Source organism: Bacillus sp. AFS029637 (assembly GCF_002584985.1).
In the GTDB taxonomy this organism is placed as follows: domain Bacteria; phylum Bacillota; class Bacilli; order Bacillales; family Bacillaceae_G; genus Bacillus_A.
Genome location: NZ_NUPZ01000030.1, coordinates 42955 through 58130, shown reverse-complemented (window position 1 = coordinate 58130; position 15176 = coordinate 42955). Strand labels below are relative to the sequence as shown.

Genomic DNA, 15176 nt, shown 5'->3' with positions numbered 1-15176 from the left:
GCAACTTAAAACACGAGTCAAACGACTCGTGTTTTTTCGTGTTTTCTTTTATAATTTTGATTAAATACAGGAAGATGTGGCTAGGATAGTGAATAAGCAAAAGAGTTGCAAATTTTATTAATACGTATATAATTAAAGTCAAAGATAGTCAAAGTCAATAAAGGTGGCGGATAAATGAGAAATATATCTGATATCATTGAGCAATATCTAAAGCAAGTTATTGACTTAAGCAATAATAATGTGATTGAAATCAAGAGAAATGAGATTGCGGACCGATTCGAGTGCGTACCATCTCAAATCAATTATGTAATCAATACCCGTTTTACGTTAGAAAGAGGATTTGTAGTAGAAAGTAAACGTGGTGGAGGAGGTTACATTCGCATTATAAAAGTCAAACTGCATGATGATATAGACATTATTGATCAAATGCTTCATATGATTGATCATAGCGTTGCACAAGGGAATGCAGAGAGTATGATTATACGTTTAATAGAAGAGGGAATCATAACAAATCGTGAAGCTAAATTGATGTTAAGCGTACTAGATCGTTCTGTGTTATCAATGGATGTTCCTTCTCGAGATGAACTTAGGGCTCGAATATTATGCGCAATGTTAAGAACACTGAAATATAAATAAATACAGCTTTTGTAAAAGAATGATAGCTAAGATAAAGCAGTTAAATATTGTAGAGGTTTTGAAAAAGAACATGCACTTTTATCTAAACGAATTAAGAAAAGTGAACAATCTAGTAATGTATGAAAAGTACCATGAGATAGATCGTTCCTGTTGTAAAGGTGGGGATAGTGATGACTTGTCAAAACTGTAATATAAGACCAGCAACTTTACATTATACAAAAGTAATCAACGAGAAGAAGGCGGAAGTTCATCTTTGTGAGCAATGTGCAGAACAAAGTGGCTATACGTCTTTCTTTCAATCATCGCAGTCTAACTTTTCATTCCATGATTTATTTGCTGGGTTATTACACGGTGAATCAACAATGTTTGAAGAAGGAAAAAATGAACTTTCGAATACAAGTATAGTAAGATGTCCAGGTTGTAAGATGACATACGAGCAATTTACAAAGGTGGGGCGCTTTGGCTGTGCTTCCTGTTACGATACATTTAAGGGGCATTTAAAACCATTATTAAAGCGTCTTCACGGTGGGCATACAGATCATTGTGGAAAAATTCCGGAACGTATAGAAGGAAATATCCACCTAAAGAAAGAATTAGATGAACTAAAACTCATTCTGAAACAATACGTACAGAAAGAGGAATTTGAGAAAGCTGCTGAAGTAAGGGATAAAATTCGAATTCTTGAAAATCAGCTTAGTGAGCATAGAGAGGGGGAATAGTTCTATGTCACTGGACAAAATTATGAATGAAGCGATTAGTCCATGGATGAAGGGAGATGGCCCTGATTCTGATATTGTTTTAAGTAGTCGAATTCGTTTGGCTCGTAATTTTAAAAAATATCAATTCTCTACTATGCAAAACGAAGAAGAAGCTAAACAAATTCATGAATTATTTAAAAAGGAATTTATAAATAAAGCAGTAGAACCTTTTGGAGAGTTTGAACTATTAAAAATGAATGAATTAACTCCTCTTCAAAGGAGGGTTTTGGTCGAAAAACATTTAATTAGTCCCAATCTTGCAGGAACAGAATATGGAGCATGCCTATTATCAGAAAGTGAACATATTAGTGTTATGCTTAATGAAGAAGATCACATTAGAATTCAGTGTCTATTTTCAGGATTGCAATTATCAGAGGCGCTTCAAAGTGCTAATCAAATAGATAATTGGATTGAGGAAAAGGTTGAATATGCTTTTGATGAATCCCTTGGATATATTACGAGTTGCCCAACTAACGTTGGCACAGGATTAAGAGCTTCTGTAATGATTCATTTACCGGGGCTGGTCTTAACAAAAAGAATTAGCCGTATTATACAAGTAATTCAAAAATTAGGGCTAGTAGTAAGAGGAATATACGGTGAAGGTAGCGAAGCGTTAGGTAATATATTTCAAGTGTCAAATCAAATGACGTTAGGGAAATCTGAAGAAGATATTATTGCAGATTTAAAGAGCGTCATTCAACAAATTATACAACAGGAAAAACTGGCTAGAGAATTAATTGTACAAAATTCAAGTATTGAACTTGAAGATAAGGTTTTTCGCTCTTATGGCATACTAGCAAACAGTCGTTTAATTCAATCTGCGGAAGCAGCCACTTGCTTATCAGATGTACGACTTGGTATTGATCTAGGATATATAAAAGGGATATCGAGAAATATTTTGACTGAGCTAATGGTTCTTACGCAACCAGGCATTTTACAACAATATGCAGGAGGACCTTTAGGACCAGAAGAAAGAGATTATCGAAGAGCAACCTTAATCCGTGAGCGATTACGTATTGAAAAAAACTAAGCGCAAGTAGGAGGGATTTCTATGATGTTTGGAAGATTTACAGAAAGAGCACAGAAAGTATTAGCTTTATCTCAAGAGGAAGCAATTCGCATTGGGCATAATAATATTGGAACAGAACACATTTTACTTGGGCTTGTACGCGAAGGTGAAGGAATTGCAGCAAAAGCGTTAATTGCTCTTGGATTAAGTCCAGAGAAAGTTCAAAAAGAGGTAGAAGCGTTAATTGGACGCGGGACAGAAGCATCCCAAACTGTACATTATACACCTCGTGCTAAAAAAGTTATCGAGTTATCTATGGATGAAGCGCGTAAATTAGGCCACTCTTATGTTGGAACAGAACATATTTTACTTGGCTTGATTCGTGAAGGTGAAGGTGTAGCGGCACGTGTTTTAAATAATTTAGGTGTTAGCTTAAATAAAGCAAGACAACAAGTATTGCAACTTCTTGGAAGTAATGAGGCAAGTTCAGGTCACCAAGGTGGTTCTTCAACAAGTGCAAATACACCAACGCTTGATAGCTTAGCACGTGATTTAACAGTTGTTGCACGTGAAAATCGTCTAGATCCTGTTATAGGTCGTGGTAAAGAAATTCAACGTGTAATTGAAGTGTTAAGTCGGAGAACAAAAAACAATCCTGTATTAATCGGAGAGCCTGGTGTGGGTAAAACGGCGATTGCAGAAGGATTGGCACAACAAATTGTAAATAATGAAGTTCCTGAAACTTTAAGAGATAAGCGCGTTATGACACTAGATATGGGTACAGTTGTAGCTGGAACGAAATATCGTGGTGAATTTGAGGATCGTTTAAAGAAAGTAATGGATGAAATCCGTCAAGCTGGCAACATTATTCTATTTATTGATGAACTTCATACGTTAATTGGTGCAGGTGGAGCAGAAGGTGCAATTGATGCATCTAACATTTTAAAACCATCTTTAGCACGCGGAGAGTTACAATGTATTGGTGCGACAACTTTAGATGAATATCGTAAATATATTGAAAAAGACGCAGCTTTAGAGAGACGATTCCAACCAATTCATGTTGATGAGCCGAGTTTAGACGAATCAACTCAAATCTTGAAAGGTTTACGTGATCGTTACGAGGCACATCACCGCGTATCTATTACGGATGATGCAATTGATGCAGCTGTAAAGCTTTCAGATCGTTATATTACAGATCGTTTCTTACCAGATAAAGCAATTGATTTAATTGATGAAGCTGCTTCCAAGGTTCGCTTACGCTCTTATACAACACCACCAAATTTAAAAGAGCTTGAAGTGAAACTTGAGGAAATTAGAAAAGAAAAAGATGCAGCTGTACAAAGTCAAGAATTTGAAAAAGCTGCTTCCCTACGTGATATGGAACAACGCTTACGTGAGAAGTTAGAAGATACGAAGCGTCAGTGGAAAGAGAAACAAGGACAAGAAAACTCAGAAGTTACGGTAGAAGATATTGCAAATGTCGTTTCTACATGGACTCGTATTCCAGTTTCTAAACTTGCACAAACAGAGACTGATAAATTATTAAACTTAGAATCCATTCTTCATGATCGTGTCATCGGTCAAGATGAAGCAGTAGTAGCTGTAGCGAAAGCTGTTCGTCGTGCGAGAGCAGGATTGAAAGATCCGAAACGTCCAATTGGTTCATTTATTTTCTTAGGACCAACAGGTGTAGGGAAAACAGAACTAGCAAGAGCACTAGCAGAATCTATGTTCGGTGATGAAGATGCAATGATTCGTATTGATATGTCTGAGTACATGGAGAAGCACTCAACTTCTCGCTTAGTTGGTTCTCCTCCAGGATATGTTGGATATGAAGAAGGTGGGCAATTAACAGAGAAAGTTCGTCGTAAGCCTTATTCAGTTGTTCTATTAGATGAAGTAGAGAAGGCTCATCCTGATGTGTTTAATATTTTACTACAAGTATTAGAAGATGGTCGTTTAACAGATTCTAAGGGACGTACAGTTGATTTCCGTAATACAATTGTTATTATGACATCTAACGTTGGTGCAGAGGCATTAAAACGTAATAAGCATCTTGGATTCAACGTACAAGATGAAAGTCGCGATTATTCAGATATGAAAGGCAAAGTAATGGATGAGCTGAAAAAGGCATTTCGTCCAGAATTCTTAAACCGTATTGATGAAATTATCGTGTTCCATATGCTTGAGAAAAAACATATTCAAGAGATTGTAAACCTTATGGTGAATCAGCTAGTAAATCGCTTAAAAGAGCAAGAAATTGAATTGCATTTAACAGAAGGAGCGATTTCAGCTATTGCTGATAAAGGATTTGACCGAGAGTACGGTGCTCGTCCACTGCGTAGGGCAATTCAGAAGCACGTAGAAGACAGACTATCGGAAGAACTTTTAAAAGGTGCTATTGAGAAAGGACAAAAAGTTATCTTCGATGTAGAAGGGGAAACATTTGTCATTCATAGTGCCGAAAAGGTAAAATAAGTATAGACAAACTAAGAGGGCTACGAGATAGCCCTCTTTCTTGTACGAGAAGGATAAAATGTTTATAGATGAAAGTGAAGTGAACTATAAAACGATATGGCTAAAAAGAAAACAAAATTCACATGTCAAGAATGTGGCTATCAGTCACCAAAATATATGGGTAAATGTCCTGGATGTGGTCAATGGAATACACTTGTTGAAGAAATGGAACCGGTTGTATCATCAAGACGCCTTAATTATGCAAATGCAATTCAAACAGAAGTAACAAAACCAAGACGTCTTACAGAGGTAGAAACAAAGTCTGAGGCGCGTATTGAAACAAAATTTCAAGAATTTAACCGTGTACTTGGTGGTGGAATCGTAGATGGATCTTTAGTACTTATTGGCGGGGACCCTGGGATTGGAAAATCAACTTTGTTATTACAGATTTCATCACAATTAGCAGACTCTTCATATGATGTACTATATATATCGGGTGAGGAGTCAGCAAAGCAGATAAAGCTTCGTGCAGATCGTTTGGATGTAAAGGGTAGTAATTTATTTGTTGTAGCAGAGACTGACTTACAGCGAATTGCAACACACATTGAAGAGATGAATCCGGCCTTTGTTGTTATTGATTCCATTCAAACGATACATTTACCAGAGGTGACGTCAGCTCCAGGAAGTGTGGCACAAGTACGTGAGTGTACAGCAGAATTAATGAAACTTGCAAAAACGAAAGGAATCCCTATTTTTATCGTCGGACATGTGACAAAAGAGGGGGCAATTGCAGGACCGCGCATGTTAGAACATATGGTCGATGCAGTTCTTTATTTTGAAGGAGACCGTCATCATACATATCGTATTTTGCGAGCTGTGAAGAATCGTTTTGGTTCTACAAATGAAATGGGTATTTTTGAAATGAAAGAACTTGGTCTTGCAGAAGTCTTAAACCCTTCAGAAATTTTCCTTGAGGAAAGACCAGTTGGGGTCGCAGGATCAACGGTGGTTGCCTCAATGGAAGGAACAAGACCAGTTTTAGTAGAAATACAAGCATTAATCTCCCCTACTAGTTTTGGAAACCCTCGAAGAATGGCGACGGGAATTGACCATAATCGTGTATCGCTTATTATGGCAGTACTAGAAAAAAGAACAGGTTTATTATTGCAAAATCAAGATGCATATTTAAAAGTAGCAGGTGGTTTGAAATTAGATGAACCAGCAATTGATTTAGCTGTAGCTTTAAGTATAGCTTCAAGTTTTAGAGATAAATCTACGGCACCGACCGACGCAGTAATAGGAGAAGTAGGGTTAACTGGAGAAATAAGAAGAGTATCAAGAATTGAACAACGTGTACAAGAAGCAGCTAAATTAGGGTTCCAACGCGCTATTATTCCTAGAAAAAATTTGGGAGGGTGGACAATTCCGGATGGGATTGAGGTAGTAGGTGTATCTAATTTAGGAGAAGCGCTTCGTTTGACATTAGGAGGCTAGGCTATGGAAGAAAACAAGCAACGTGTCAAAAGTATGATTAATATTTTACAGCTCGTGGCCCCAGGAACACCACTGCGCGAAGGGATAGATAATGTACTTCGTGCACAAACGGGGGGATTAATTGTTCTTGGATATAATGAGCAGATTAAAAGCATTGTTGATGGAGGTTTTCATATTAATTGTGCATTCTCTCCTGCTAGTTTATACGAATTAGCAAAAATGGATGGGGCACTTATTTTAAATGAAACAGGAAGTAAAATTTTAATTGCGAACGCACAGTTAGTTCCAGAATCATCTATTGATTCTATTGAAACAGGTATGCGTCACCGAACAGCAGAGCGTGTAGCAAAGCAGACGGGTAGCCTTGTTGTGGCTATTTCACAAAGGCGTAACGTAATTACGCTATACCAAGGGAATTTACGTTATACACTAAAAGATATAGGCGTTATTTTAACAAAGGCAAATCAAGCTATTCAAACGTTAGAAAAATATAAGGCTGTATGGAATGATGGTATTACGAATTTGGGCATTCTAGAATTTGAAGAGGTCGTTACAATGTCTGAAGTGGTTCATGTTTTACATAGTGTTGAAATGGTGCTGCGTATTAAAAATGAAATATTGAGCTATATTCATGAACTTGGAACAGAAGGTAGGTTAATTCGTTTACAACTTACAGAATTACTGGCCGATTTAGAGGCAGAGGCAGCGTTATTAATTAAAGATTATTATCAAGAAAAAACACAAGACCATCATCAAATTTTGAAAAAGTTACAAGATCTTGCGAATACACAACTTCTAGAGGATAGCGATTTGGTTAAATTGCTTGGTTACCCAGGACAAACGAGCTTAGAAGAAAGTGTGACACCAAGAGGATACCGAATCACAAGTAAAATTTCGCGTGTTCCGCCACTTATCATTGAAAATTTAATTAATCGATTTAAAACGTTGCAAGGTGTTTGTCGTGCGACTATTAATGAATTGGACGATGTGGAAGGAATTGGGGAAGTCAGGGCGAAGAAAATACGGGAAGGCCTAAAAAGAATTCAAGAGCATCTCTATATGAGTAGACACAATTAAGAATATTACATTGATTCCATAATATAACGACACTAGAACATTTTTGGTATATGATATGATATATTGGTAAATAAAACTATTTATAAAAAAAACACGTCCGCTTTTGCATTCGGCGTTTTGATTAGCGAAACAATGGTTAATAATGAGTAGGAGGTGGTTGGATGTTAAAACGGATCGTACAGCTCTTCTTTTTAGTGATCGGAGGAGCGTTAGGGATTTTCTTAATCCCAAAAGTTATTAATGTAATGGACATTGGTGCGGTTCCCTGGTTAGAAGGATCGTATGTTCGTGCAATTATTGGTGCAATTATTTTATTTTTAACAACATTTTGGCTTGTAGATTATATTGTTCAACTTATTAAGCATATTGAAGAAGCCCTTGTAAAGGCACCTGTAGCAGATGTCTTATTTGGTACATTAGGGTTGATCTCTGGTCTTATTGTTGCATATTTAATTTTAATACCAATTCGTGAATTTACAATTCCAGTCATTAGTACAGTATTGCAAGTGTTCTTTACCCTTTTACTTGGGTACTTAGGGTTCCAAGTAGGGTTTAAAAAGAGAAATGAATTGCTAGGACTATTTACATTACCGCAACGTGGCGGTAAGAAAAAGAACAATAGTGAGACTGAAGATGTCGAGGGAGAAGGAGAGAAATCTACAGCTCACTGGAAGATTCTCGATACGAGTGTAATTATTGATGGACGTATTGCTGATATTTGCCAAACAAAGTTTTTAGAAGGAACCATTGTGATTCCGCAATTCGTATTAGAAGAATTACAACATATTGCCGACTCTTCTGATGCGTTAAAGCGAAATCGTGGTCGCAGAGGATTAGATATTTTAAATCGTATTCAAAAAGAGATGCCGATTCCGGTAGAAATTTATGAAGGCGATTTCGAGGATATTCAAGAGGTGGATAGCAAACTTGTAAAGTTGGCGAAAATCACTGGTGGAACTGTGGTAACGAACGATTTCAACTTAAACAAAGTGTCTGAATTACAAGGGGTAACGGTGTTAAACATTAATGATTTAGCTAATGCGATTAAACCAGTTGTACTCCCAGGTGAAGAACTAAGTGTTTATGTTGTAAAAGATGGAAAAGAACAAAATCAAGGTGTTGCATATTTAGATGATGGCACGATGATTGTAGTAGAAGATGGTAGAGAATTTGTAGGTTCACAGCTCAATGTACTTGTTACTAGTGTATTACAAACATCGGCTGGTCGTATGATTTTCGCAAAACGTAAATTATTAGAAAAAGCATTATAAGTAGAGGATTATTAATATGTATACATTAATTATTCCAGCAGCTGGTCAAGGAAAGCGGATGGGTGCTGGCAAAAACAAGTTGTTCTTACTTATAAATGAAGTACCAATTATTGTGCATACATTACGTGCTTTTGAAAAAGATAAGGCGTGTAAAAGTATTGTTATGGCAATTAATGAAGAAGAACGCCCGTATTTTGAAGAGCTAATGCAGAAGTATCCGGTTGAAAAACCAGTACAATTTATTCAGGGTGGAGCAGAAAGACAAGATAGTGTATATAATGCGATTCAGCATGCGAGTGATGTTGAATATGTTCTTGTGCATGACGGTGCACGCCCGTTCGTAACGAATAAAGTGATTCAAGATGTATTAACTGCGGCAGAAACATATGGAGCTTCCATTTGTGCAGTGTCAGTGAAGGATACCGTTAAGAAAGTAAAGCAGGGTGTTGTTGTCGAAACGGTAGAAAGATCTCAGCTTAAAGCTGTACAAACACCACAAGGATTCTCTGTTCCCCTTTTGTTAGAAGCTCATAAAAGCGCGAAACAGAGTTGCTTCCTTGGTACAGATGACGCAAGTCTTGTAGAGCGTATTGGGAGGCCAGTAGGTGTAGTAGAGGGGAGTTACTATAATATTAAAGTGACGACTCCAGAGGATTTACTAATTGCTGAAAGTTTCCTTCATGCTCAGAAGAAATAGCCGTGATGGTATGATAACAAAGAAAAGCTCGGCAAAAGCCGGGCTTTTCTTTATAAGGATAGCGATATAATATAGAGTCATAAAGCTCAGTAGTTTAGCTTGAGGAGGATGTAAAAATGTTTCGAATTGGACAAGGTTTTGATGTACATGAATTCGCGGAAGGAAGACCGTTAATTATTGGCGGAATTACAATTCCTTACGAAAAAGGGTTAATTGGTCATTCGGATGCGGATGTATTGTTACATACGATTGCAGATGCATGTTTAGGTGCGATTGCAGCAGGAGATATTGGAAAGCATTTTCCTGATACAGACCCAGCGTTTAAGGATGCTGATTCAGCTGTATTATTGCAAAAGGTTTGGGAATTTGTGCGCGAACAAGGTTATGAATTAGGGAATTTAGATTGTACAATTATTGCTCAAAAGCCAAAAATGGCACCACATATTGAAAGTATGCGTAAACGTATTAGTGAACTATTAGAAACGTCTATTGATAATATCAATGTAAAAGCAACAACAACAGAAAAGTTAGGATTTACAGGTAGGGAAGAAGGAATTGCTTCTCAAGCAGTTGTTTTATTACAGAAAAAATAATGGTTTTTAATTCGTAAGATGGATAATCACATTTTTTTGGTGTACAATTATAGAATGTGTTGACATTAAGAATGGAAGGTGTACCAATTATGGAAAAGCAAGTGAGAGTGCGCTATGCGCCAAGTCCAACAGGACACTTACATATCGGAAATGCGCGTACGGCATTATTTAATTATTTATTTGCTCGTCATCAAGATGGTAAGTTTATTATTCGTATTGAAGATACTGATGTAAAACGTAATGTTGCAGGCGGAGAAGAAAGCCAATTAAAATACTTGAAATGGCTCGGTATGGACTGGGATGAAGGTGTTGACGTTGGTGGTGAATTTGGACCATATCGTCAAACAGAGCGTTTAGATATTTATAAAAAATTATATGTAGATTTATTAGAGCGTGGTTTAGCTTACAAATGTTATATGACAGAAGAAGAGCTAGAAGCAGAGCGTGAAGGGCAAATTGCTCGTGGTGAAACACCTCGTTACGCTGGTAACCACCGTGATTTAACTGAAGAACAAGTGAAAGAATTTGAAGCTGAGGGACGTATTCCAAGTATTCGTTTCCGTGTACCAGCAGATCGTGATTACACATTTAAAGATATCGTAAAAGACGAAGTTGCATTCCATTCAAATGACTTTGGCGATTTTGTTATCGTGAAAAAAGATGGAATTCCAACTTATAACTTTGCGGTAGCAGTAGATGATCACTTAATGGAGATTACACACGTACTTCGTGGTGATGACCATATTTCAAACACGCCAAAACAAATGATGATTTATGAAGCTTTCGGTTGGGATATCCCGCAATTCGGTCATATGACCTTAATTGTAAATGAAAGCCGTAAAAAGTTAAGTAAGCGTGATGAATCTATTATTCAATTTATTGAACAATATAAAGAGCTTGGATATCTTCCAGAAGCAATCTTTAACTTTATTGCACTACTAGGTTGGTCACCAGTAGGAGAAGAAGAAATCTTCTCTCAAGATGAGTTTATCAAAATGTTTGATGCAGCACGTTTATCAAAATCACCTGCATTATTTGATTCTCAAAAATTAAAATGGATGAACAACCAATATATGAAAAAACAAGATTTAGATACGGTTGTTGAACTAAGCTTACCGCATTTAGTGAAAGCGGGTCGCGTAGGTGAAAACTTAAGCGAACAGGAACAAGCTTGGGTTCGTGATGTAATTGCTTTATATCATGACCAAATGAGTTTTGGAGCTGAAATTGTAGAGCTTTCTGAAATGTTCTTTAAAGATCACGTTGATTACGAAGAAGAAGGACAAGAAGTATTGAAAGGTGAACAAGTACCTGAAGTACTTCGTGCATTTGCGGGTCAAGTAGAAGCTCTAGAAGCAATGGAACCAGCGGCAGTTAAGGCAGCTATTAAAGCGGTTCAAAAGGAAACGGGACATAAAGGTAAAAACTTATTTATGCCAATCCGTGTTGCGACTACTGGACAAACACATGGCCCAGAACTTCCTAATGCGATTGCTCTTCTTGGAAAAGAAAAAGTTTTAAATCGTATTCAAAAAGTAATTGGTTAACATTTTCTAGGTTTAGAAATATAATAAGTATACTTAAAACCTAATAAGGAAAAGCGACGAGAAGGAAAAGTAGAAAATCAGGCTTTTTACAGAGAGAACCACCTTTAGGCTGGGAGTGGTTTATAAGCGGATTTTTGAAATGCCCCTTCGAGTCTTCTGTTGAACAGCGAAGTATTTCGCGGAACGTCTTTGGACGCAAAGTAAACAGAAGCGGTGCAAACCGTTATCATGGAAGAGTTTGAGGCTTTCTTTAGCCTAAACAGAGTGGAACCGCGCTTATAAGGCGTCTCTGTCAATATGACAGAGGCGTCTTTTTTTATACCATATAAATGGGTATGAGTATAAAATTTATCTCTTCGTATAGAGATTTAGGGGATAAGTGGGGAGTTTAAGGAAGTTAGTTCGCTCGACAAAGCAGCCCATAAAGGGGAGGGAACATCAATGTTTAAGAGGCTTCGAGAAGATATTGAAGTCGTTTTTGAACAGGATCCAGCGGCACGAAGTTATTTTGAAGTTATTTTGACTTACTCTGGATTACATGCAGTTTGGGCTCATCGAATTGCACATGCTTTTTATAAAAAGAATTTCTTCTTTCTTGCACGTTGGATTTCACAAGTTAGTCGTTTCTTTACTGGTATTGAGATTCATCCAGGGGCAACTATCGGTCGTCGTTTTTTCATCGACCATGGAATGGGGGTTGTAATTGGAGAAACGTGTGAAATTGGTGATAATGTAACAATTTATCAAGGTGTTACATTAGGTGGTACAGGTAAAGAAAAGGGAAAGAGGCACCCCACGATTCAAGATAATGTATTAATTGCGACAGGTGCTAAAGTACTAGGTTCTATTACAGTTGGAGAGAATTCTAAAATTGGAGCAGGATCTGTCGTATTAAAAGAAGTTCCTGCACATTCTACAGTTGTAGGTATACCTGGAAGAGTCGTTATTCAAAATGGAGTGAAGATTGGTCAAGAATTAAATCATTCTGATCTTCCAGACCCAATTTTTGATAAATTAAAGGTTATGGAAGAAGAACTTGATAAATTGAAAAAGCAACTTGAAGTAAAGGTAGAAAGGAAGGATAAAAATGACTATTCACATTTATAATACGTTAACACGTCAAAAGGAAGAGTTTGTTCCATTAGAAGAAAATAAGGTAAAGATGTATGTGTGCGGACCTACAGTATATAACTACATTCACATTGGGAATGCAAGACCACCTATGGTATTTGATACAGTACGTCGTTATTTAGAATATAAAGGGTATGATGTGCAGTATGTATCTAACTTTACTGACGTAGATGATAAATTAATTAAGGCGGCAAATGAATTAGGCGAAGATGTGCCGACAATTGCAGATCGTTTTGTAGAAGCTTACTTTGAAGATGTAACAGCGTTAGGTTGCAAACACGCAACGGTTCATCCGCGTGTAACAGAAAACATGGATATCATTATTGAATTTATTCAAGAACTTGTGAATAAAGGGTACGCGTATGAATCAGAAGGTGATGTGTACTTTAGAACGAAGGAATTCGAAGGTTACGGTAAATTATCGCATCAACCAATTGCAGACTTACGTCACGGTGCGCGTATTGAAGTAGGGGAAAAGAAACAAGATCCTCTTGATTTTGCTTTATGGAAAGCTGCGAAAGAAGGAGAAATCTTCTGGGAAAGCCCTTGGGGTAAAGGACGTCCAGGATGGCATATTGAATGCTCAGCAATGGCACGTAAGTACTTAGGAGATACAATTGACATTCATGCTGGCGGTCAAGATTTAGCATTTCCTCATCATGAAAATGAAATTGCACAGTCAGAGGCATTAACAGGAAAAACATTTGCACGTTACTGGATGCATAATGGATATATTAATATTAATAATGAGAAGATGTCTAAGTCACTTGGAAATTTCATTTTAGTTCACGATATTATTAAGCAATATGATCCACAGTTAATTAGATTCTTTATGTTGTCAGTGCATTATCGTCATCCAATTAACTTTAGTGAAGAGTTATTACAAAGCACAAATAACGGGCTAGAAAGAATTAAAACAGCTTACGGTAACTTAAAGCATCGTATGGAAAGTAGCACGGATTTAACAGATCATAATGAGAAATGGTTAGCTGAAATGGAAAAATTCCAGGTTGCATTTGAAGAAGCAATGGATGATGATTTCAACACGGCTAATGCGATTACTGAGTTGTATAATGTAGCAAATCATGCGAATCAATATTTACTGGAAGAACATACTTCTACAGTTGTGATTGAGGCATACGTAAAACAACTTGAAACATTATTTGATATTTTAGGATTAGAATTAGCGCAAGAAGAATTGCTTGATGAAGAAATTGAGGCGCTTATCCAAAAGCGTATCGAAGCTCGTAAAAACCGCGATTTCGCATTATCTGATCAAATTCGCGATGATTTAAAAGAACGTAATATTATTTTAGAAGATACCGCTCAAGGTACAAGATGGAAAAGAGGATAAGCATGATTGATGCAAAGCAATTAAACAGCTTAGCGTTAGCATATATGGGTGATGCGGTATATGAACAATATATCCGCTATCACCTCCTTCAAAAAGGAAAGGTTCGCCCTAATCAATTACATCGATTAGGGACGAGCTTTGTTTCGGCAAAAGCACAGGCGAAAGTTGTTTATCATTTATTAGAGACGGCATTTTTGACAGAGGAAGAAGAGGCAGTACTAAGAAGAGGGCGTAATGCAAATTCGGGCACTGTTCCGAAGAATACGGATGTACAAACATATCGACATAGTACAGCCTTCGAAGCCTTAATCGGTTATCATCACTTGTTAAATAATCGTGAAAGATTAGATGAAATTGTATATAAAGCAATTGCTGTTTTAGAAGAAAAGGAAGGGGGCACATCATCATGAGTAGTGAATATATTATTGGACGTAACCCTGTAATTGAAGCGTTACGATCAGGGAGAGATATTAATAAAATTTGGATCGCAGAAGGTGCTGCCAAAGGACAGGTACAAATTGTACTGGCATTAGCGAAAGAGAATAAGATTATTTTACAACATGCACCAAAGAAGAAGTTAGATCAATTAGTTGAGGGTAACCATCAAGGTGTAATTGCTCAAGTAGCTGCATATCAATATGCTGAGTTAGAAGATTTATTTAAGGTAGCAGAGAAGCGTAATGAAGATCCATTCTTCTTAATTTTAGATGAAATTGAAGATCCGCATAACCTAGGTTCTATTATGCGTACTGCTGATGCAACAGGAGCACATGGGATTATTATTCCGAAACGAAGAGCTGTAGGACTTACTGCATCAGTTGCGAAAGCATCGACTGGGGCGATCGAATACATTCCTGTTGCGCGCGTGACAAATTTATCTCGCACAATTGATGAATTAAAAGAACGTGGGCTTTGGATTGCTGGTACAGATGCCAAAGGGAAAACGGATTATCGTAATTTAGATGGGAATATGCCAATTGGATTAGTAATTGGAAGTGAAGGGAAAGGTATGAGTCGTATTATTGGTGAAAAGTGTGATTTCCTAATCACCTTACCGATGGTTGGAAAAGTTACATCCTTAAATGCTTCAGTAGCCGCAAGTTTGTTAATGTATGAGGTATATCGTAAACGTCACGAAATTGGTAAATAAAA

At 37.1% G+C, this 15176-nt stretch carries 14 protein-coding genes and 1 other annotated feature; all 14 genes read left to right on the top strand.

All coding sequences use genetic code 11. From position 1 onward, the window contains the following. Positions 1-174 precede the first annotated feature (174 nt). Positions 175-636, top strand: a complete 462-nt coding sequence (gene ctsR, locus COE49_RS16105; RefSeq protein ID WP_001244563.1) for a transcriptional regulator CtsR — start codon at positions 175-177, stop codon at positions 634-636. Positions 637-806: 170 nt separating this feature from the next. Beyond that, entirely contained in the window at positions 807-1355 is a 549-nt protein-coding gene (mcsA, locus tag COE49_RS16100; protein WP_088232910.1) for a protein-arginine kinase activator protein McsA, read from the top strand. Between the two features lie 4 nt (positions 1356-1359). Continuing rightward, the gene (mcsB, locus tag COE49_RS16095; protein WP_088232911.1) at positions 1360-2424 is read left to right on the top strand and encodes a protein-arginine kinase McsB; all 1065 of its coding nucleotides are present in this window, start codon (positions 1360-1362) and stop codon (positions 2422-2424) included. Between the two features lie 21 nt (positions 2425-2445). After that, a complete protein-coding gene (gene clpC, locus COE49_RS16090; protein ID WP_088232912.1) occupies positions 2446-4881 on the top strand; it encodes an ATP-dependent protease ATP-binding subunit ClpC in 2436 nt (811 codons plus the stop codon). Positions 4882-4977: 96 nt separating this feature from the next. Further along, complete coding sequence (gene radA / locus COE49_RS16085) at positions 4978-6354, top strand: DNA repair protein RadA (protein WP_060629200.1); 1377 nt, start codon at positions 4978-4980, stop codon at positions 6352-6354. Positions 6355-6357: 3 nt separating this feature from the next. Continuing rightward, a complete protein-coding gene (disA, locus tag COE49_RS16080) occupies positions 6358-7431 on the top strand; it encodes a DNA integrity scanning diadenylate cyclase DisA (protein WP_000392167.1) in 1074 nt (357 codons plus the stop codon). Positions 7432-7592: 161 nt separating this feature from the next. Further along, the gene (locus COE49_RS16075) at positions 7593-8702 is read left to right on the top strand and encodes a PIN/TRAM domain-containing protein (RefSeq protein ID WP_098945961.1); all 1110 of its coding nucleotides are present in this window, start codon (positions 7593-7595) and stop codon (positions 8700-8702) included. Between the two features lie 16 nt (positions 8703-8718). Further along, positions 8719-9399, top strand: coding sequence for a 2-C-methyl-D-erythritol 4-phosphate cytidylyltransferase (gene ispD / locus COE49_RS16070; RefSeq protein WP_098945960.1), 681 nt, complete (start codon positions 8719-8721; stop codon positions 9397-9399). A 116-nt stretch (positions 9400-9515) separates the two neighbouring features. Further along, on the top strand, positions 9516-9992 hold the full coding sequence (ispF, locus tag COE49_RS16065) for a 2-C-methyl-D-erythritol 2,4-cyclodiphosphate synthase (RefSeq protein WP_000488394.1): 477 nt from the start codon (positions 9516-9518) through the stop codon (positions 9990-9992). Between the two features lie 89 nt (positions 9993-10081). After that, entirely contained in the window at positions 10082-11539 is a 1458-nt protein-coding gene (gltX, locus tag COE49_RS16060; protein ID WP_098945959.1) for a glutamate--tRNA ligase, read from the top strand. A 47-nt stretch (positions 11540-11586) separates the two neighbouring features. Then, positions 11587-11833: a binding site (T-box leader), on the top strand. Positions 11834-11980: 147 nt separating this feature from the next. Continuing rightward, positions 11981-12646: a serine O-acetyltransferase gene (gene cysE, locus COE49_RS16055; RefSeq protein WP_088232917.1), complete on the top strand. Its 666-nt coding sequence runs from the start codon at positions 11981-11983 to the stop codon at positions 12644-12646. Next, positions 12627-14024: a cysteine--tRNA ligase gene (gene cysS, locus COE49_RS16050; protein WP_098945958.1), complete on the top strand. Its 1398-nt coding sequence runs from the start codon at positions 12627-12629 to the stop codon at positions 14022-14024. Before cysE ends, cysS begins: the two co-directional genes overlap by 20 nt. 2 nt (positions 14025-14026) lie before the next feature. Continuing rightward, positions 14027-14434: a Mini-ribonuclease 3 gene (locus COE49_RS16045; RefSeq protein WP_000564261.1), complete on the top strand. Its 408-nt coding sequence runs from the start codon at positions 14027-14029 to the stop codon at positions 14432-14434. Continuing rightward, positions 14431-15174, top strand: a complete 744-nt coding sequence (rlmB, locus tag COE49_RS16040) for a 23S rRNA (guanosine(2251)-2'-O)-methyltransferase RlmB (RefSeq protein ID WP_088232920.1) — start codon at positions 14431-14433, stop codon at positions 15172-15174. The genes COE49_RS16045 and rlmB overlap by 4 nt, the downstream gene beginning before the upstream one ends. Positions 15175-15176: the final 2 nt, after the last annotated feature.